Genomic DNA, 20,314 nt, shown 5'->3' on the forward strand with positions numbered 1-20,314 from the left:
CTCACAGGGGGTCGAAGTGGAGCCGCTGGCGGCACGCGGCATCAGCGCAACGTGCCGCCGGCAGAGACAGGGAAACCCCAGGTCAACCGGGGTAGGAGCGCACGGACCTTGGCGTGCGCGGTGACCTTTTCCGGGGAGGCCACGGCCCCTTCAGTTGTCAATGAGCCAGCGATCACGGCGGGCCGTAGGCGTGCGGTCCCCGAAGAGACCGCCTTCCCCGACACCCAGCCGGTCTTTGTGATGCCGGTAACCTAACAGTTGTTTGGACTACGGGTCAACTGGTCAGGTAGGACGTGGCACGAAGTGGCACTGAGCAGGGATGATGTGCCGTTGGTCACTGTTAGGTGACTGTTAGGGCACTGGTATGCTCGGGCTGATCAGATCGACGCCTAGCTCCGAGGGAGCGCGCAATGTCTTCACCCCGGCCACGACTGACGCGGGCAGAATCGTTACATCAGCAGGTCGCGCGGAATATCAGAAACGACATCGACGCGGGGGTTCTGAGGGATGGCGACGTATTGCCCTCAACGCGCGAGCTAGCACAGACCTGGGACGTCAGCGTCTTCACGATTAACGAGGCAATGAAGATCCTCATTGCAGACGGCCTAGTAGAGAGCAAGTCGCGCTCTAAGCGCGTTGTTCGGGCACCGGGTCAGACGAGGCGAAGCGAAGTGCGCCTACGAAAGCCACACGTGCTGTTGATCGGTGGATATGCCGGCAGCGGGAAGACCGAATTAGGCCGTATCATCGCAAGAGAAACAGGCTGGCCGATGCTCGACAAGGATACGCTTACGCGGCCTGTCGTCGAAATCGCACTAGAAATCCTGGGTCAGTCCCCGCACGACCGTGATTCCGACACCTATGTCAACACGATTCGACCACGCGAATACGAGTCGCTTATCGCCACCACGACAGAGAATGTTGAGTGCGGAAGCAGCGCTATTGTGACGGCGCCATTCGTGCAGGAGTTTGGCGATCCTGTGTGGATCGGCAGGACACAAGCGCTGTTCAGCGGGATGGACGCGGTCACAACGCTGATATGGGTGTATTGCGATGCCGATACGATGCACACCTACATTCGCCGCCGTGGCGCGGCGCGAGATGCCGCGAAGCTATCCGACTGGCCGGGTTGGCTGACAAGGATCAAGCCCGATTTCCGGCCGAGTGGTGAGCATGTCGTCATCGACAACTCGGCATCTAGCTCGCCATTGCAGGATCAGGCGCAGGAGTTGCTTAAGCGGATTCTTGGCGAGGCGGCATGAACGATGGTGTCATCCTGTACGGTCCTCCGGGGAGTGGCAAAGACACAGTTACTGGCGAGCTAACGAGGATCGATCCTCGTTATGTACTGTATCGCCGACTGAAAGCTGGGCAGGGGAGAACGGCCGGATATCGCATGGCGACAGAATCCGATATCGCCGCGCTTCGCGCGCAGCATCAGATTATTTGGGAAAACCGTCGCTATGGGTCTACCTACGTGATCGACCGGGCTATGCTCGCGAAGCAACTAGCGGAGAGCGTGCCAGTCGTTCACCTGGGACAGGTGGAAGCCGTTGCCGTAGTGGCCGCGAGCGTGCCGGATACGCGATGGCTGGTTGTCCACCTATGGTGTCCGCGTGAAGTCGCCGCGCAGCGCATCCGTGACCGAGGGACGGCCGACCTCAACGACCGGCTATCGGCATGGGATGAGACCGTCCCGCTAGCGACGGCTGACCTGACGTTCAACACAGCAGAAATCTCAGCGGCCGACGCCGCGAGAGAGATCTACAAGCGCATACAGGCCAGGGGGTGAGATGACCTGTGCGGCGCCGAAGGTGTCACCCGTGTCACCCGTGTCACTTAACCGCCGCTGGCCTGCGGAAACGCTACTGGTCATGAGTGACAGTCGAGTGACACCGGAAGAGCGGCTGAAACACGAGAGAGACAGCGAACCTCTCCGGTGTTTCAGCCGCTCTTCCCTCCCAGACCCTGTGCCAGATCCGTGCCAGTTAGACCGGTCGGCGCCGGGCACGGACGGGGAACCGCGGGGAAGGCGCTACCCCCGGCGCAGGTCACAGCGCTGCAAGGTCAGCGAAGTTCGTGAGATCGCCACTGGCAGTGTGGGGGTCAGGGGTTCGAGTCCCCTCGGCTCCACCCATTCGAGCGCCAGGTCAGGACACTAAGTCCATCGATCTGGCGCTATCTTTTTGGATCTTCTGCGCACATCTGTGCTTCCCCTTGCGCGGCCGGCGACCCTGGTCGATGAACGCGAGCACGGTGGGATGCCGGCGCGACGACAGTGAGACGTCATCGCGGCGAAAGCCGGCCGTGGTTGACTTCGGCCGACCGCTGTCGCAGCCGAGGCATCCACGTAAGGGGCATGCTCTTGCACTCTGACCCAGAAGACGGGGACGCTTCAGACGCGCGGGCCGAATCGGAACTGCTCAAGCTCATCTTCGGGTTCCGCTTCTCCCAGGTCATCTATGCGGCTACCCGGCTTGGTATTGCCGATCTCCTGGAAAATGGCGCGCAGGGTAGCGCTCAGCTGGCCGCCGCCACGGGGACGGACGTCCACGCGCTGACTCGACTGCTGCATGCGTTGACGCATCTCGGCGTAGTCGCCGAGGTGGCACCGGGGGTGTTCGGCCTGGCTTCGCTCGGACGGCCCCTGCGCGCCAACGCCGCACGTTCGGTCAAAGCACTCACGCTGGCGTCCTGCGACGATGCCTCGTGGCGATCCTGGGGTGGTCTGCTAAACAGCGTGGAGACGGGACAGTCGGCGTTCCAGCACATCTTCGGCATGACCATCTTCGATCACCTGGCCGAGCATCCCGAGCTTTCCGCCAACTACCACGAGGCCTCGGCGCGGGACACGAGCATGGCGTTCTCGCCGGAAGTCTTGACCCGCCTGGACTGTTCGCGTTTCCACACGGTTGTCGACGTCGGCGGGGGGCGTGGCGCCCTGTTGTCCGGGCTGCTCCGCGCCAACCCTGCCATGCGGGGGATTCTCTTCGATACGCCGGCCGGGCTTGCCGGGGTTTGCGCGACGGATCGGTGCCAGGTGGTTTCCGGCGACTTCCTCGAGAGCGTTCCGGAGGGCGGCGACGCCTATATTTTGAAATACATCCTGCTGGACTGGAGCGATGCGGACGCCGCAAGAATCCTCGCGAACTGCCGGCGCGTGATGCCGGCGGATGGCGTGCTCATCGTGATCGAGCTCGTGCTGCCGGACGAGCTGGGTAGTTCCGACCGCTACACGACAACGGGTGATCTCGGATTGCTCGTGACGACGGGCGGTCGCGAGCGCACCAGGGACGAATTCGCGGCGCTGCTGAAGTCGGCTGGTTTCGAACTGTCGTCGATCACCGCCCTGTCCGAAGACAACGACGTCAAGGCGATCGAGGCGGTGCCGACCTAGCCCAACACAATGGAAGGAGTGAGTCGATGGCCATCAAGAAGACGCCCATTCTGCCGGACAAGAAGTACAAGTCAGTTCGGATCACGATGGGCAAACCCACCGGGACCCCGAAGGGATCGTAGACGCTCCGCTAGCGCGTGATGCCGGCGCGTCGAATCGTGCACCACGTCGAGCTCAGTTGACGCGCCGGCATCTCAACATGCGTCACTTCTTGTAAGAACGGTTTAGGGGAAAACCATGCGGCTCACGCTCGCGGCGATGCCTTGGCAGGCGATCAACCGCCCGTCGCTCCCGATCGGACTGCTTCACAGCCTCGTCAGGCGCGAGTGCGCCGGCGTCGAGGTGGCCGAGTATCACGGCGGGATCCGATGGGCCGAACACATGTTCGCGCGGGTCGGCGTGCCGCCGTCGGACTATACGAAGATTGCCGACACGGGTGTCTTCCATGGCATCGGCGAGCTGGTATTCGCGGGCTGCCTTTACGACGACCCCGGGCGGAACGTCGAGGAGCTGCGGGAGACCGCCACGAACTTCGGCCTCGACGTCGACACCGTGATGAGGATGCGCGCCGTCACCGACGACTACCTGGAAACGGCAACAGCAGAGGTCTGCGCCTTCGAACCGGACATCGTCGGCTTCTCCAGCACCTTCATGCAAAACGTGCCGAGTCTCGCGCTCGCGCGCCGACTCAAGAAGGTCCGGCCCGATCTCATAGTCGTGTTCGGTGGCGCCAACTGCGACGGGCCGATGGGGCACGCGCTGCACAGAAACTTCACGTTCATCGACTTCGTCGTCCGCGGCGAGGGCGAGCGGGCGCTGCCCGCGCTGCTGGAGAGGATCGAAGCCGGCGGCGGGTTCCCCGATGTCCCGGGCTTGTGCTGGTGGGATGGCGACTGTTCGGTGGCCAACGCGCAGGCTACCCAGAGCGTTCCGCAGGGAATCGTTCCGGTGCCGGACTACGACGGCTGGCAGGACGTACTCGAGCGCTCACCGCTGCGTCCCTATGTCTCACCCGAGCTGGTGATCGAAAGCTCGCGCGGCTGTTGGTGGGGTGAGAAGCATCATTGCACCTTTTGTGGGCTCAATGGCTCGCTGATGGCATTCCGGAGTAAGTCGGCCGATCAGTTCTGGAACGAGCTGAGTACGTTGGTCGCGCGTCACCAGATCCTTGACGTGGTAACGGTCGACAACATTTTGGACATGGACTACTTCAAGACCTTGCTCCCTCGCATGACCGAGGCCGATTGGGATCTGCGGGTCTTCTACGAGATCAAGTCAAACCTGAAGAGTGCGCAGATCGAGGCGTTGAGCTCTGCCGGAGTCATGTTGCTCCAACCCGGGATCGAGAGTTTGAACGGCCATGTGCTGAAGCTCATGGACAAAGGAGTCGACGGCGCTACCAACGTGCGGCTTCTGCGGGACTGCGAAAACAATCACGTTACCTGTGAATGGAACTACCTCTACGGGTTTCCGGGCGAGCTTCCAGAAGACTACTGGAGTGTCATAGACCAGATGCCCGCTTTGGTCCACCTCCAGCCGCCAAGCTACTCCGATCGAATCATCATGGAGCGGTTCAGCCCATACTTCGAACGCCCCGAGCTGGGTTTCACCCGCCGCGAGCCGGCCAAGTTCTGCCGCCACATCTATGACCTGCCGGAGGCCGAGCTGGCCGACCTCGTGTATTTCTTCGACTGCGACGACGCCGGCATCACCGCGGAGGTGGCGCAGGCGTTGACGGAGGCGATAGAGCGTTGGCAGCGCGGCTATCCGCACTCAGCCCTGGTTGCCGATGATCAGGGCGCCGAGATCCTGGTGGCTGACCGACGGGTGGGCTGGCCGCCGGTCGAGCATCGGCTCACCGGCTGGCACGCGGACGCTTACCGCGCTCTCAACGGACGCCGCACCGTCAAGGGCTTGGTCACCCATCTCAGCGAGCGTGGACACAGCGTTGAGCGCGACGTGGTCGGCACCTGGTTGCAGGGTTGCCTGACGGCCGGCCTGGTCTTCCACGACGGAGACGCCTGGGTGTCGTTGGCGACCACCGACGTTCCCCAAAAGATCCACCTCTGCGAATCGGCGCGGGCGGGAGTCTCGGCATGATCCCCCTCGCCGGCGAGGTGATGCGATTGGGAGGGCGGCCCGAGCCGACGCTTCGCTTCATATGCCTGCTGCGCGACCACCTGTCCAAGGGCGTCATCACACAGTGGCGGGGCGAGCTCGCTGACACGATCGACGTGACCGCGTTGCACCATCTCCCGCCACCGACCGGCGGCGATCCGCGAATCGACGAGTGGCGAGCCGCCTTCCGGGTGGGCCTGTGCTACTTCCGGAGGGGGCCGGCGTTCATCCAGGTCAAGGATGTGCGGAACGCCGATGCTTCCGCGAACTTCGTCCTCGACGATCCGGCGCTCGTCGACGCCTTCACGCATTATCTCCAGCCGAGGTCGCTGGCCCGCCTGGAGCCCGCCGAGCGGGAAGCGACCGATGCCCTGTTGGCCGAAGGGTTGCTGCTACGCATAGGCGACCACGCCACGACGCTGCCCTATCGGATGTCGCGTTGGCCGGTGCCCGCAACGCTCATCTGAAGCGCCCGGGCCGTCGAGGAACGACCAGAGTCAGTGCCGCGTCAGCGAGATGAAAGCCGCGAGCAGTTCGATGGAGATCGCATCAGCCATCCACGGTGGGAGGAACGTGCATCATGACACCTGGCAGAACCGTCACTGCCCGGCCAGGTTGGCCGAACACTCGCAGGTTGGGGCGGCTCGTCCTCCGTCGACTCCTGCCGGTGGCGTTGGTTTTCGCCGGATCCGTCGGGGGCGCGGCCGGCCCCGCGGCTGCCGACCAGTCCAGCGTGTTGCCCACTGACTCCTACCGTTCGCACCCCGGCGGGCTGATCACCCGGAACGTGTACGACTACGCGCCGGCGGTCATCGCTGACGGCCCCTACCGGATGTGGTGGTGCAGCCAGCTCTCGGGAGGGACGGTACCCGGCGACGACATCCTGTACGCCGAATCGCCCTCCCTCGGCGGACCCTTCCGCGCTCCCGGCGGCGGCCAGCCGCTGCGGGTTTTCGACGGCACCGCGACTGGCTGGGATCAGCACACCTGCGACCCGTCGGTGGTGCGGGTCGATGGCACCTATTACATGTACTACGGCGGCTCCCGGGACGGATCACCGGATTTGACCCAGATCGGCGTGGCCTCAAGCACCAACGGCCTGCAATGGCAAAGGCTCAACCAGGGGCGCCCGATCATCACGCCCGCCTTCGAGGTCGATCGGCCCAACAGGTACGGCGCCGGCCAGCCCAGCGTCGTCCACCTCGACGGGATGTTCTACCTGCTGTTTACCGACACGACCGCCAGCGGCGCTCTCGACAACGGTGCGGGGCAGTTCGCCTGGCGCTCCACCGACCCCACCTTCCAGAGCGGCGTCGAAGTGTTCAGCGCGACCGGCTGGCAGCCACGGACGGCGGACAACGACCGCAGCTTCTCCGTGCTCAACGGTTTCTCGGTGGACTGGCAGTACTCCGACGTATTGCAGGCGTTCATCGTCGCGAGCAACGGTCCGAATTCAAGCGGGACGGTTCTGGAGTTCCTGGACCGTAACGACCTGCGCATCCACCCGCACCCGAACGGATTGCTGCCCGGCACCTGGACCGAAGGCCCCGCCCTGGTCGCCAAGCCCGACAAACACGCGATCGTCACCCCCCAAGGCGAATGCGGCCGGGTACCCATCGACGTGATCCAGTCGACCGCCACCGCACCACCGCACACCCTGGGCCACTTCGGGTTCGACCTGCTCACCGGCCGCACTTGTGGCCAACTGACCGACGCCCAGGTGGCTGCTCTGTTCAACGGCTACGGAATCGAAAGTGCCGGCCTGCCGGCCACGTACATCACCGGCGGCCGACGCCTACAGATCCAAGAGCTCGGCGTCTACACCGCCCTGACAGGTAACAGGGTGAATGTCTCTTCCCAGACGTTCCACCAAATCCCGTATGGAGCCTCCCTGCACACCGGCGTCCCGGCCGTCAGAGCCGCCGGTAGGCCGGCCGGCTACCTCCTCGACGACGGCCGGCTCTGGCCGGTGGCGGACAACCGGCTGATCACCGCCAACAGGTCGCCGGTCACCACCATCAGCGTTCAGCAATACGACAGCTACCCCAAAGCGCCGACGCTACGACACTCCTGGCAATGATGCGGGCAGGTGGGTTCTGTCGTTGATCCGCAGCCATTCGGCGATTCTGTTCCGCTGGAAACGTAGCTACAGTCGCGCGGCATGGGAGCCGCCGAGCCTGTGTCAGCTGTGCCGGACGGGGCGGGTTGGGCCGGCGGTGAGCTTCGTGACGACGCGCTCGCCACGCTGGCCGAGATGGAGCAGTGGCGGCTTCCGGCCGAGGGGTGGCGGCAGGTCGCGGGTGCCCTGGGTGACATGGCCGGTGCCATCGCCGACCGAGACGGTGACGCGCTGGATCGAGCGATCACCGATCTCGACGCGTTGAGCCCGGGGCGCATCATCCCGATCGACCTGACCTCTCCCGCCCCGAGGTCGCTGCGGCTGCGTTCGAACATGCTCGTGCACGCGTTGACCGGTGCGGAGACACTTCCGGCGCCGCCCCGTCGCGGTCCGGCGCTCGTGTCCTCCGCGCCGGTCCGGCAGGAGCTGGTGGTCCATGCGATCGCGCCGTTGGACGGTCCGTGGGCGGAGGCCGCCTACCGGCAGGTGCGGCGGATCTGGGTGGGCGTGGGAGACCTGTTGGCCGCGACCGAGCCGGTCGACGACCGCCGGCCGCCCGTGGACCTGCCAGCCACATGCGCCCTGCTGCCGACCGGTCCGATCCTCGCCGCCCGGCAGCGACCGGATCAGCGGGTCCAGGCGATCCTGCGCCGGGAACACGACGTCGTCGTCCTCTCCGTCGGCTGGCGTGCCGATCCTGACGCGCCCACCTGGGCCGGCTGCGAGCGGGAGTGGGACGCGGTCGCGGCGGGCGGCACCGGCGAGTTGCTCGGCGTCGTCCGGCTCTACCTGGGCATCACGCCGACCGCGACAACCGATGCCGTGGCCGCAGGTGACCTGTGGCAGCGAGACGGCGTATCGGTCGCCGGCTGCACGCTGTGGGAGCTGCCGCCGTTCGACGATCACCACCGGGCCGAGCGGCGCATCCTCGCGGTCGCGCCGGACGAGAGTCACGAGGTGCTCAGCGGGCTGGTGTGGTCGGGCGGCGGAGGAGCGATCGCACCGCTGACCCGATACCTCGTCGACGCCGCCAAGATCCGCTACGAGTTGCGCGTCCGGATGGCCGCCGACGGCGCCCTCCGCGCCGCCGCGGCGGGCGGCACGGAGGCAGCGGCGCTGACGGTGTTGCTGACCAAGCTTGACGACCTTTACGGCACGGTCGACATCGCGCGGTCCAACATGGCGACCGCGATGCGGGCGGTCGCGCCCGGCGCCGCGCCGCTCGGCGGCTTGTTCGCCGACGACCGCGAGACCGCCGACTGGGTGGCTTCGACCCTCGCCGACGACCAGCGCTACCTCCGAAACGCACGGGAACGTGCGCTAGCCACAAGCCGGCCATCCACGGGCGGCACGGCACCATCCCCGACCATCGGGCTGGTCGCCGCGCTGCCCGAGGAGTACGAGGCGATGGCGATGCTGATCGACGACGCGACCGAGTGGCCGATCGCCGGCGACCGTTCCCTCTACACCCGTGGCACCGTCCCCAGCGCCCAGCCGGGCCAGCCCCATCACGTGGTGCTGACGATGCTCGGTGACACGGCCAACAACGCCGCCGCGGCGGCCGTGGCCCACCTGCTGCGCAGCTTCGGATCGGTCGACCAGGTGCTGATGACCGGCATCGCGGCCGGCGTGCCCATGCCCGCCCGGCCGGACAAGCACGTGCGGCTCGGCGACACCGTCGTGTCCACCTGGGGCATCGTCGACTACGACCACGTCGTGGATCGGGACGGCGGCCTCGCCTTGCGGCAGGGCTTTCCAGTGCCGTCGCCGCTGCTGTGCGGCCGCGCGAAGGCGTTGGCGGCACAGGAGATCCGCGGACACCGGCCCTGGGAGGACGAGCTCGCCCGGCTGATCGAGCGGCGTCCGGCGTTCGCCCGCCCCGATCCCGCCACCGACGTGCTCCGCGCGTACGACGGGGACGACGTACACCCCGACCCGGCGCTGACCGGACACCGCCCCGGGCGGTCGAAAGTCCACGAAGGACGGATCGGCTCCGCGAACCGTTCGCTGCGCAACGCGAAGCTGCGGGACGCGCTGGCGGAGAGGTACGACCTGCGCGCCATCGAGATGGAAGCGTCCGGGATCGGGTCGTCGGCCTTCGCCAGCGGCCGCGAGTGGTTGGTGGTCCGCGGCATCAGCGACTACGGCGACAGCCGCATGGGCACGCTCTGGCGGCCTTACGCGTCGGCGGTCGCCGCCGCATACATCCGAGCGCTGCTGGGCTGCTGCCCGCCGCTCGATCCACACGGCGGCCGCACCGCCGGCAACGCACCCATCTAAACCAGCCGAGATCCCCGACCCAAAGTCCACGATCTGACAGCGCCGGTCCCGAGCCGGTGACTCCGTTGTGGACAGACGCCGGACCTGGGCCGATGGCACTGCCGCGGCGGTGTGTTTGGTTCGCGGTCCATCGAACGGCTGGCGGCGATGGCCGCACGCCCGTCAATGCGAACAAATGGGCATGCCGTTCCGGCTATCGCCTCGTTACCTTCCGAATTCTCCGGTGCACACCGATTGAGGGCGAGGGTTTGTGGAAGAGCACGATCGGCAGGTGCCAGAGCCGGATCCGGTCGCCGCCCGGCTCGAGCGGATAGAGGAACAGCTCGCCGAGTTCCACCGGCGTTCGGCCCATCGTGAGTCGATCATCGACCGGCTCCACGCGGAAAACCAGGAGTTTCGCGACGGCCTGCGCCGCGTGATTCTGGAGCCGGTGGTGACCGACCTGATTCGCCTCCACGACTCGATGGCGCGCGAGGCGCAGCGGCTGGCCACCGAAGAGCCGCTTGCCGCCCGGCTGCTGGAGAGCTACGCCGACGGGATCGAGCTGGCGATCGAGCGGTGCGGCTACGAGATGTTCGCGGCGGTCGCCGGCGAGGCCTACCAGTCCGGACGGCACGGCCCGGCGGGCACGGTGCCGACCCGCGATCCGGCCCTGGACAGCACGGTGGCCGAGCCGCTCTCGGCCGGCCTGCTCGAGATCGAGTCCGGCAAGGTGCGCCGCCCGGCCCGGGCCCGGGTGTACCGCTTCGAGCCGCCGGCCGGCGACGCGATCGACGTCCCGCTCGCGGATGTCGACCAACCCATCCACCCAGACCCCGTCGGGAAGTGAGTAATCCGTGGCGACTTTCGGCATCGACCTCGGCACGACCTATTCCTGCGTCGCCCGCATCGACGAGACCGGCCGACCGGCGATCATCAAGAACGCGATCGGCGACGACACCACGCCCTCGGTGGTCTACTTCGAAGAGCCGGATCACGTGGTGGTCGGCAAGGACGCCAAGGCAAACGCCAAGCTGCGCCCCGACCTCGTCGTCTCACTGATCAAGCGGCAGATGGGCAAGTCCTTCGAGATCACCGCGCACGGCCAGACACACTCGCCGGAGTCCATCTCCGCGCTCATCCTCCGCGAGCTCGCCCGCGCCGCGAGCGAAAACTGCGGCGAAGAGGTCAAGGACGTGGTGATCACGGTGCCGGCCTACTTCGGGGTCGCGGAGCGCGACGCCACGCGGAAGGCCGGCGCGATAGCCGGCCTCAACGTACTGAGCATTGTGGACGAACCGGTCGCGGCCGCCCTGCACTACGACGCCCTCTCCACCGGGCAGACCCGCACGCTCTTCGTGTACGACCTGGGCGGCGGCACCTTCGACACCACCGTCATCAAGGTGTCGCCCGAGGAGATCCAGGTCGTCTGCACCGACGGCGACCACCACCTCGGCGGCGCCGACTGGGACGACCGGCTCGCCGAGTACCTGCTCGAACAGTTCCTCGCCGAACACCCCGACTCCACGGCGGCCGACGACGAGGAGTTCCTACAGGAGCTGGCCGCCGGCGCCGAAGACATCAAGAGGCAGCTCAGCAGCGTGCAGACCCGCCGGTTCAACGCGCGGTTCGCCGGCGACGTCTCGAAGATCGAGGTGACCCGGGAGAAGTTCGAGGAGCTGACCTCGGAGCTGATCAAGCGGACCTTCACGATCACCCAGCGCACCCTGGAGACGGCTCGGGAGAAGGGCATCACCGAGTTCGACGACGTGCTGCTGGTGGGTGGGTCCAGCCGGATGCCGGCGGTCGCCGCCGGTCTGGAGGCGCTGGGCCTCGCGCCGCGGATGCACGACCCGGACCTGGCCGTGGCCAAGGGCGCGGCGCATTACGCGCTCATCGAGTCGATCAAGGTGCAGTTGCCGGAGGAGGGCACGGAAGCGCCCGAGGCCGCCGTCAAGGATGTCGCCGACCAGCTCAACATCTCGGTCGAGAAGGTGCGGGCGCTGGCCGGCAAGCGGGTCGCCACCGTCGTGCCGCGGGCCTTCGGCATCAAGGTGCTCAACCGCGACGCGCAGGGCGCCGAGTTCTACACGGTCGAGCACGTGCTGCGCGCCAACACGCCGCTGCCGGCGGAGACCGAGCCACAGCGGTTCGGCACGGCATTCCCGGACCAGGTCGAGATCGAGGTGGAGATCTGGGAGCAGTCCGGCTCGGTCGAGTCGGACGTGCTCGAAGACAACGAGCACATCGCCGAGGGTCTGATCAGCGGGCTGCCGCCGCTGCCACAGGGTTCGCCGATCGACGTCACCTTCCAGATGGAGACCGACGGTCTGTTGCGGGTGCACGCCATCGAGCTGAAGACCGGCAAGGACCTGCGCATCGAGCTCCAGATCAAGAGCGGGCTCTCCGACGAGCAGGTCAGCGAGGCCCGCTCCGCGGTGGCCCGTTACAGCGTTTCCGCGTGACGGCGGCCGGCCGATGTTCGATCAGGAGCGCTACCGGCAGGAGGTGCTCGATCCGGCGCGGAAAAGCCAGAACACCCCGCCGGCGGACCTCTTCATCCGGTACGGCATCGACACCGACCGGCTTCCCCGCGGCGACCAGTTCGACGCGCACCTGGCCACGGTCGTCAAGTACTGGCAGTCGCTGAGCCAGAAGATCACGTACCGCCGGCTCGTCGAGGCGCTCAACGCCGCGCACAAGGCACTTCAGCAGGCCCGGCAGCTCACGGTCGAGCACTTCGCGGCCGAGCGGGACCGGCTCTCCGCCGAGGTCGGTCGCAAGCTCGACGAGGCGGTGGAAGACCTGGCGGCCGGCGGCTCGGTGGTCGCCGCGTCCACCGTGGCGAAGGTGGCGGCCCGGCTCAGCGGGGCGATGGTCGAGTCGCAGCTGCGCGAGCGGCTCACCAAGCGCCGGGTGCGCATCGTCGACGAGATGTGGCCGCTGCCCGAGGCGCCGCCCGCCAAGAGCCGCGAGGTGATGCGGTCCGTGCGGATACTCGGCCTGCCGCTGTCCCTGTACGCGGTGGCCGGCGAGAAGGTCGGCGAAGGCTTTACCCTGCGTGCCGGCCTGCGGGTGACGGATGGCCCGCTGACCGTCACGATGTTCGAAGACGCGAGGGCACGGGCCGAGCGGCGGGCCCAGGACGACCGCAAGACCGCCACCGAAAACCTGCTGACCAACCTCCGCGACGCCTACGACCAGGGCACGCTCGACCAGCTCGTGCTCTGGGAGCTGATCGAGGTGTTGGCGCCGGCCGCCGAGCTCCCGATGGCCTCGGTCCGCCGCGTCGCCCGCGAGGCGACCCAGCTGGGGTTGAAGCGGGAGGAGGCCGAAGAGCTCGCCCTGGCCGTGCTGATGCGGGGCGCGGCCGCCGCCCCGGCTCGCCGCGACCCCGCTGGCGAGGTCGACGAACTGCTCGGCGGTGGTTCGCTGCGCGCGGCGGAGCGGCTGCTCGGCACCCTGCCCACCGAAGAGACCGGCGAGGTGCGGGCCCGCGTCGAGGCGGTGGCGAAGCGGGTGGCCACGCTCGCGAGCCAGGCGCAGAAGGAGATCGCCGCCGGCCGGCCCGAGCACGCCGCCGAGCTGCTCACCACCGCGCTGCGCGACGCCGCCGACGACACCGATCTGACCGGGCGGCTGCGCGCGCTTGCCCCACCGGCGGTGCCCGCGGTGACCGCCGGGACTTCCGCCGGCGACCGGGTCGCGATCGGCTGGACGCCCAGCCCGGCCCGTACCGGTGGCGTCACGTACCAGGTGGTCCGCACCCGCCGACGGCCGGCCGGCTCGGCGACCGACGGCGACGTCGTGGGGCGCACCGACGGCAACGAGCTCGCCGACAGCGCCGCCCCGGCTGGCGACGACCTCTACTACACCGTCTTCGCCTCGCGGTCCGACGGCGTCTGGTCGGCCGGTGCCAGCGCCGGTCCGGTGGCGCTGCTGCCCGAGGTCACCGGCGTGACCGTGACGGCGGGCGAGACCGGTGTCCGGGTGGGCTGGACGGCACGGGCCGACGCCAGCGCCTTCAGCGTGGTCCGCGAGCCGGGCGGAGCTCCGGTGAGCGCCACCCGCACCGGGTTCACGGAGGAGGGGCTGAGTCCGGGCCACGACTACCGGTACGTGGTCCGCGCCGGCTATCCGGGCTCGCGCGGCGCGGTCGTCCAGTCCGCCGGCGTCACGCTCACCGTCACCCCGCAGGCACCGCCGAAGGCGGTTCCGGATCTGGGTGTCGAGCCGTTGCCGGGCCAGGATCCGGGCCGGCTGCGGCTGGTCTGGACACCGCCGGCCAGCGGCAAGGTCACCCTCCGCGCGGCGGCACACCGGCCGCGCTGGCAGCGCGGCGCGGAGATCACCGAGGCGGAGCTGAGCGGGTACGGCCAGGAGCTCGCCGGGCACGCGGAGCCGGCGACGAACGACCGCGTCGCCCTGGCGGTGCCGATGCCGGCGGGACGGGTCTTCGTCACCGCGTTCAGTGCCGGCGGCGGCCGGGCGGTCGTCGGGCCGACCGTCTCGGTGACCAACACCGTGCCGGTCACCCGGCTTGCCGCCCGCCGGGTGGGTGACCGGGTGCGACTCAGCTGGGAGTGGCCCTCCGGCGTGGCGCTGGCCCGGGTTCGCTGGTGGCCGGCCGAGGCCGGTGCCGACGCACACGCGCAAGAGATCGACTGCTGGCTCCGCTCCTATCGCGACGACGGCGGCCTCGAGATCGCCACCGGGTCCGGCGCCGTGCACGTCGCGGTCGCCACCGTCAGTCGCGACGCCGAGGGCGAGAGCGTGGGCAGCCCGGTGACCGTGCTGGTGACCGGCGTCGGCGTACCGGTGAGCTACCGGTTCGTCGAGCGCGGCGTCCCCTTCCGGCGCCGCACCCGGATCGAGCTGAGCTGCGAGCAGCCGTGTTCCCTGCCCGACCTCGTGGTGGTGCAGTCGCCGGGCCGGGTCGCGCCGCTACGGCCGGAGCAGGGCACCGCGGTCGCGCGCGTGCCGGCCCAGCGCCTGGATCCGGGGCGCCCGCTGAGCGTCGACGTGGCGGTGCGGGCCGCCCGCGGACCGTACCGGCTCGGCTGTTTCGTCGACGACCATGCCGGCGCCGGGTCGGCCGTGGTGCTCATGGGTATCCCGGGAGGGCACTGAGCATGTCCAAGCTGACCTGCCCGTACTGCTACGGCACCTTCGCCGAGAAGCAGATGCGCTTTCGGTGCGGCGGCCTGCGGGCGCCGGATGGCAAGGTATGCCCGCAAAAACCTGACCCGGTGCGCGCCAAGCTGGGGGACAACAGGGTCGTGCCGCCCGTCGTGGAGGCCAACGGCAAGCGGCTCTCCGCCGTGTGCAAGGGATGCGGCAACATCGCCACGATCCAGATCTGTCCACATTGCCACAGCCAACTTCCGGTGCACTACGGCAAAATCGACAACCGCATGGTGGCGATGATCGGCGCCAAGTTCAGCGGCAAGTCGGTCTACATGACGGTGTTGCTGCACGAGCTGATCCACCGGGTGGGCCGGCGCTTCGACGCCGCGGTGATCGGCGCGGACGAGCGGACCCGGCGCGAGTTCGGCAGCGAGGAGCGCACCCTCTACTCGGAGGGCGTGCTGCCGGTGACCACCCGCACAGCGGCGGCGGACAAGGGTAGAGAGCCGTTCGTCTTCAAGTTTTCGCTCGGCGAGCGGCGGCGGTTTCGCAGCACCCTGCGACACACCGTGCTGTCCTTTTTCGACACCGCTGGCGAAGACCTGGAATCGGAGCAGGGCGTCGCGCAGAACGTCCGGTACCTCGGCAGCGCCAACGGCATCATCGTGCTGCTCGACCCGCTGACGATCCCCGGGTTGGTGGAGACTCTCGGGCTGGATCCGTCCGTGCTGCCCACCGAGAGACAGCGCGAAGCGGCGAAGGCGGACAGCCCGATCAACATCCTCACCCGGGTGACCGAGGTGCTCCAGAAGGTGCCCGGGGTGGGCCCCAACCGGATGATCGACACTCCCGTGGCGATCGCCTTCTCCAAAGTGGACGCGTTGTGGGACGCGCTGCCCGAGCCGAGCCCGCTGCGGCAGCCGGCGCCGGCCACCGCGTACTTCGACGACAACAACAGCCTCGCGGTGCACGCGTACGTCCAGGCGCTGTTGCACGACTGGGAGGGCGGGCAGATCGACCAGTTCCTGGCCAAGCACTACCGCACCTACCGGTACTTCGGCGTCTCGGCTCTCGGCGCCGTGCCACCGGCCCTCGAGCCGGGGCAGCTACGGCAGAAGGTCGCCAAGTCCGGCATCCAGCCACACCGCGTGGAGGACCCGTTTCTGTGGCTGCTGAGCCGGCTCAAGGTGATCGAGACTGGGAAGGACTGAAATGGGCGTGCCGCAGATGTACTACACCTCCTGCGAGGTGGGTCTGGCCGGCTACCCCGGCTTTCAGTTCAACGCCGCCACTCCGGGCATCGACGACGCGGTGCTGCGCCGGGTCGAGCAGTCGACGTCCTACGAGCCGCCGCGTTCGCTCGGCTACCAGCCGACCGCCGAGCAGATCGCCGGGTGCCCGGTCAACCTCTGTTATCTGCCCGGCGAGGATGGCGAGCCGTCGATCCTGGCCAACACCGCCTTCGTCGGCACCGACTACTCGCACCGCTTCGGAAACTACTTCGTGCACGCCATCAGCCTCGCTTCGGCGGGGCGCGACCTCGGCGGCGCGCTGCCGATCGACTTCTGGCGGGCCGCCTTCTGGGCCCGCTCCGAGTCCAGCCACACCCAGCTGTCCGAAGTGGACGCCGTGCCGTCGGCCCCGTTCGGCCGGGCTTCGACCGACGCGTTCCTCCAGCAGAGCGGGCGGCTCGGCTGGCTGCCGCGGATGCTGACCGCGGTCGAGCGGGCGATCGCCACCGGCGACCGGCCGGTGATCCTCCTGGAGGCGGACAGCGAGCGGGTCGCGCGCTGGATCGCCGCGATCTGCCACCTGCTGCCGCCGCCCATGGCCCGGCGCCTGTCCTTCGCCACCTACAGCTTCCGTCCCGGGCGGGGTGGTGAGCACCTGGTGGGCACCGTCCCGGAGACCGACTTCGTGGCGGACGAGTCGGCCCTGCGCAGCTATCGCCTCTTCGATTTCGTCGACGGCCACGCCTCCGACGGCGCCAGCCACCCGATGGCCGAGCTGCTGACCGCCCTGGGCCCGGAGGCCATGCAGACCGTGTGGACGCTCGCCGCGCCGCTCGCTTCCGGCCAGGAGCGCGACTTCGCCGGCTGGTACCCGCTGGCGGCCGCTGGTGCGCTCTGCGCCGACCTGCCGGTGAGCGCGGACGACCTGGCCGCGGTTGTGGACTGGCTGCCGGCCAACACGGGCAGGCTGGAGCCGGGCCTGGTGGTCGACGTCGCCGAACGCTGCCTGGACCACGACGCCATCACCGTGCCGCAGAGCATCGCCCTGATCCAGGTCGCCGCGGCGGTGCGCGACGACAATCTCCGCGCGGCGGCCGAGATCTGCGCGTTCAACCTGCTGGTACGCGATCCTTCCGCGGCACCGGCGGACCTTCCGCGGCCCGTGACCGAGGCGGCCATCCGGCACGCCACCGGCCTCGTCACCGCCAGGCTGACCCGGGCCGGTCAGCTCCCGGAGGCGCTGGCGCTGCTGACCGTGGCCGTCCGCGCGGAGCTGCCGCTCGATCGCGGCGACCTGGAGGGCTACGGCCGCGAGCTTGTCGCGCCGATGCTGCTGGACCGCCCCGACGAGCCGCTGCCCCAGGTGCTCGGCAAGGTGCCCGCGCTGCGCCGCGGCATGCTCACCGCGCTCGGCGACGCACTGTCCACCAGGGAGGCCGCGGTCCTGGCCGTCGCCACGAAGCTCGACGGCACGGTGTCGCAGGAGGAGCTGGCCGCGTACCCGCGGCTGCGCCGGCTGCTCATGGTGGCCCGGGCCGCACGCGAGCCGGAGCGGCGGATACCAACGCTGTTGCGGCTCTGCGAGACCGACCTGCCGGATCGCGCGGTGCTCGGCGCGCTGTGGCCGGAGGAGTGGAGCGTCGAAGACGCGGTCGAGGTCGTGCGCCGCGTGCCGGAGCGGTTCTGGGAGTCGCCGGCCATGGTCGACCGGCTCGACCAGGTGCTGCGCCGGCCGGACGCGCCGAACGGGCAGTGGCGGGAGTACTACGCCCTCTGCGACTTCGTGGTGGATCGAAAGCTCACCGACGACATCTCCGCCGCGGCCGCCGCCCACGCGCTCGGCATCCGGCGGGCGCGAAAGCTGGTGCAGCAGACGGGCGCCGCGCGCGGCCGGCAGCTGACCGAGCTCGTACGCAAGGCGCTCGACCAGATGCAGCGCAGCGAGCCGCTGGTGCGCGGTTGGCTCGAGGCGCAGCTCCCGCCGGTGCTGCTCGGGCTTGACGCGCAGCCGCTGGCCGACCTGCTGCCGCGGATGCCCGGGGCCCTCCGGGTCAGATACCGCGAGCGGCTGACCGAGACCCTGCGCCGGCGACCGCCCGACCTGGCACTGGCCACGACCGTGTTCGAAACGTGCGTGCTGCTGTCCCGCGTGCAGCCGGCGCTCGTGAAGGAGCTCAACGAGGTGCTGACCGCGACGGTGGCGCGGTGGAAGTCGCGCGACCTCGACCAGCTGGACAAGTGGGTCGGCGGCTCCGACAACAAGAACCTGGCGAAGTACTACACGCAATGGCGGGAGTCACGGGTGCCGCGCGGGCTCGGACGCTTCCTGCCGCGTCGGCGGCACTGAGCCTGTTTGTCGGGAGGGCAACATCCGATGTTCTATCTGTTTCTCCTGCTCATGTGGTGGGCGCTGGTCGCCACCGTCTTCATGGTCCTGAGCGTCCCGCTGGTGGTCGTGACCAGCGCCGTCTTCCTGGTCCTCTACGTGAGCGCCTACATGCGGGCCAGCGGCCGCGCGCTGGGTGTCCTGTCGCCCGGCCAGGCCGTCGCCGTGCCGGCACCGAGCATGACCGGGCCGGGCGAGCCGGCGTACGTGCACTACCTCTCCGGACCCGCGGGCCGAGACCTCAAGCAGGTCGTCCGGCTGTCCTGGGAGGAGATGCGGCTCCAGGCCCGCAAGCGGCGCGACTGGCTCAAGGCCAAGTTCTTCGGGTACGGCAAAAACAACTACTGGCGGGCGATCGGCGTGCTGTTCGGCGCCGGTCTCGTCGTGAGCTCGCTGATCACCGCCGCGGTCATGGGATTGGTGATTGTCGGCGAGCTGGCGATCTGGGGGCTGCTCTTCGTCCTCGCCAAGACGGTGCTCTACCTGCTGCGCGGGCTGGACGCCGGTCTGTCGTACCTGCGCGGGATCAAGCTGAGCTGCCCGACCTGCCACAACCGCGTGGTCTACCCGGCGTACGAGTGTCCGGGGTGCGGCACGCGGCATCACGACGTGCGGCCCGGCAAGTACGGGCTGCTGCGCCGGGTCTGCGCATGTGGCCACCGGATGCCGACGCTGCTGCTGCTCGGCAGCCACCGGATGACGGCGTACTGCTCCAACCAGGTGTGCGGCGCACCGCTGGCCGAGGGCGCCGGCACCGCGCGGGAGATAGTGGTGCCCATGGTCGGCGCGACCACGGCGGGCAAGACCCGCATGATGCTCGCGCTCGCGGCCACCCTTGTGGACGGTCACCCGATGCCCGGCATGCACGCCGAGCCGGCCGACCAGGAGACCAAACGCCGGCTCGCCGACCTACAGGAAAGCCTGCGCAAGAAGGGCGGCACCGACAAGACGCTGGCCCAGGACGCCATGCGGGGCTTCTCGTTCAACCTCAACGGCGGGAAAGTGCGGCGCCTCGTGCACATCTACGACCCGCCGGGCGAGCGGCTCAACGACTCGGCGCTGCTGCACGAGCTGCGTTTCATGCGGATCGCCGACGCGTTCGTGTTCGTCGTCGATCCGCTGGCGATCCCGGACGTGTGGGACTCGCTCGACGCCGGCGCCCAGAGCCGCTATCTGCCGGTCCGGTCCGCGCGACCACCGGACTTCATCTTCTCGCAGGTGGTGCAGAGCCTGGAGGGCATGGGTGTGCAGCCGCGGAAGAAGGCGCTGGCCGTGGCGGTCACCAAGAGCGACCTCACCGCCGGCATCCCGATCTGCGGTGAGCTCGGCGACGGCAGTGACGCGGTCCGCGGCTGGCTCAACGAGCGGGTCGGCATGGGCAACATGGTCCGCGCCATCACCAAGGCCTTCGGCGAGGTGCGCTACTTCCACACCACGGCGCGGTTCACCGGCGGCGACACCGACGACAACGTGCGCGACCTTCTCATGTGGACCCTCGGCCGGTACGGAGTGAGCTGACATGAACACCTTCAACCCCTACCAGCGCTGGCGGCACGCGGTATACGTGGGCGGTGTCGCCGTGGTCGGCCTGCTCACCGCCGCGGTCCTGCTCACGATGGTGGGCTGCCTGTTCGCGTGGTTCGGTGGCGCCAGCTCCGGGCAGGCGGGGTACTAGC

At 68.7% G+C, this 20,314-nt stretch carries 14 protein-coding genes; all 14 read left to right on the forward strand.

Features of this window, described 5'->3' with window-relative positions; translation table 11 throughout:
- Positions 1-410 precede the first annotated feature (410 nt).
- The 14 genes from AC5L36_RS31045 (at position 411) to AC5L36_RS31110 (ending at position 20,313) form a co-directional block, all read left to right on the forward strand.
- Positions 411-1,262, forward strand: coding sequence for a GntR family transcriptional regulator (locus AC5L36_RS31045; RefSeq protein WP_441222317.1), 852 nt, complete (start codon positions 411-413; stop codon positions 1,260-1,262).
- Complete coding sequence (locus AC5L36_RS31050) at positions 1,259-1,792, forward strand: AAA family ATPase (protein ID WP_441222318.1); 534 nt, start codon at positions 1,259-1,261, stop codon at positions 1,790-1,792. Before AC5L36_RS31045 ends, AC5L36_RS31050 begins: the two co-directional genes overlap by 4 nt.
- Before the next feature lie 573 nt (positions 1,793-2,365).
- Complete coding sequence (locus AC5L36_RS31055; RefSeq protein WP_441222319.1) at positions 2,366-3,397, forward strand: methyltransferase; 1,032 nt, start codon at positions 2,366-2,368, stop codon at positions 3,395-3,397.
- A gap of 237 nt (positions 3,398-3,634) precedes the next feature.
- Entirely contained in the window at positions 3,635-5,497 is a 1,863-nt protein-coding gene (locus tag AC5L36_RS31060; protein ID WP_441222320.1) for a RiPP maturation radical SAM C-methyltransferase, read from the forward strand.
- Complete coding sequence (locus tag AC5L36_RS31065) at positions 5,494-5,982, forward strand: DUF5825 family protein (protein WP_441222321.1); 489 nt, start codon at positions 5,494-5,496, stop codon at positions 5,980-5,982. Before AC5L36_RS31060 ends, AC5L36_RS31065 begins: the two co-directional genes overlap by 4 nt.
- Before the next feature lie 200 nt (positions 5,983-6,182).
- Entirely contained in the window at positions 6,183-7,595 is a 1,413-nt protein-coding gene (locus AC5L36_RS31070; RefSeq protein WP_441222322.1) for a hypothetical protein, read from the forward strand.
- Positions 7,596-7,676: 81 nt separating this feature from the next.
- On the forward strand, positions 7,677-9,914 hold the full coding sequence (locus tag AC5L36_RS31075) for a CATRA conflict system CASPASE/TPR repeat-associated protein (RefSeq protein WP_441222323.1): 2,238 nt from the start codon (positions 7,677-7,679) through the stop codon (positions 9,912-9,914).
- Positions 9,915-10,185: 271 nt separating this feature from the next.
- Positions 10,186-10,743, forward strand: coding sequence for a molecular chaperone GrpE (locus AC5L36_RS31080; protein ID WP_441222324.1), 558 nt, complete (start codon positions 10,186-10,188; stop codon positions 10,741-10,743).
- Positions 10,744-10,750: 7 nt separating this feature from the next.
- A complete protein-coding gene (locus AC5L36_RS31085) occupies positions 10,751-12,358 on the forward strand; it encodes an Hsp70 family protein (protein ID WP_441222325.1) in 1,608 nt (535 codons plus the stop codon).
- Between the two features lie 13 nt (positions 12,359-12,371).
- Entirely contained in the window at positions 12,372-15,023 is a 2,652-nt protein-coding gene (locus tag AC5L36_RS31090; RefSeq protein ID WP_441222326.1) for a hypothetical protein, read from the forward strand.
- Positions 15,024-15,025: 2 nt separating this feature from the next.
- Complete coding sequence (locus AC5L36_RS31095) at positions 15,026-16,231, forward strand: hypothetical protein (RefSeq protein WP_441222327.1); 1,206 nt, start codon at positions 15,026-15,028, stop codon at positions 16,229-16,231.
- A 1-nt stretch (position 16,232) separates the two neighbouring features.
- Positions 16,233-18,599 (forward strand): GTPase-associated protein 1-related protein, encoded by a 2,367-nt coding sequence (locus tag AC5L36_RS31100; RefSeq protein ID WP_441222328.1) that lies wholly within the window; start codon positions 16,233-16,235, stop codon positions 18,597-18,599.
- Positions 18,600-18,626: 27 nt separating this feature from the next.
- Entirely contained in the window at positions 18,627-20,156 is a 1,530-nt protein-coding gene (locus AC5L36_RS31105; RefSeq protein WP_441222329.1) for a TRAFAC clade GTPase domain-containing protein, read from the forward strand.
- Between the two features lies 1 nt (position 20,157).
- Positions 20,158-20,313, forward strand: a complete 156-nt coding sequence (locus tag AC5L36_RS31110; protein WP_441222330.1) for a hypothetical protein — start codon at positions 20,158-20,160, stop codon at positions 20,311-20,313.
- The last annotated feature ends 1 nt before the right edge of the window (position 20,314 follow it).

Source organism: Phytohabitans sp. LZ39, assembly GCF_059359075.1.

Excerpts from the sequence above, each read along its gene's own strand:
- AC5L36_RS31050 (WP_441222318.1), top strand. The coding sequence starts at position 1,259 with ATGAACGATGGTGTCATCCTGTACGGTCCTCCGGGGAGTGGCAAAGAC.
- AC5L36_RS31045 (WP_441222317.1), top strand. The coding sequence starts at position 411 with ATGTCTTCACCCCGGCCACGACTGACGCGGGCAGAATCGTTACATCAG.
- AC5L36_RS31065 (WP_441222321.1), top strand. The coding sequence starts at position 5,494 with ATGATCCCCCTCGCCGGCGAGGTGATGCGATTGGGAGGGCGGCCCGAG.
- AC5L36_RS31090 (WP_441222326.1), top strand. The coding sequence starts at position 12,372 with ATGTTCGATCAGGAGCGCTACCGGCAGGAGGTGCTCGATCCGGCGCGG.
- AC5L36_RS31060 (WP_441222320.1), top strand. The coding sequence starts at position 3,635 with ATGCGGCTCACGCTCGCGGCGATGCCTTGGCAGGCGATCAACCGCCCG.
- AC5L36_RS31105 (WP_441222329.1), top strand. The coding sequence starts at position 18,627 with ATGTTCTATCTGTTTCTCCTGCTCATGTGGTGGGCGCTGGTCGCCACC.
- AC5L36_RS31095 (WP_441222327.1), top strand. The coding sequence starts at position 15,026 with ATGTCCAAGCTGACCTGCCCGTACTGCTACGGCACCTTCGCCGAGAAG.
- AC5L36_RS31100 (WP_441222328.1), top strand. The coding sequence starts at position 16,233 with ATGGGCGTGCCGCAGATGTACTACACCTCCTGCGAGGTGGGTCTGGCC.
- AC5L36_RS31075 (WP_441222323.1), top strand. The coding sequence starts at position 7,677 with ATGGGAGCCGCCGAGCCTGTGTCAGCTGTGCCGGACGGGGCGGGTTGG.
- AC5L36_RS31110 (WP_441222330.1), top strand. The coding sequence starts at position 20,158 with ATGAACACCTTCAACCCCTACCAGCGCTGGCGGCACGCGGTATACGTG.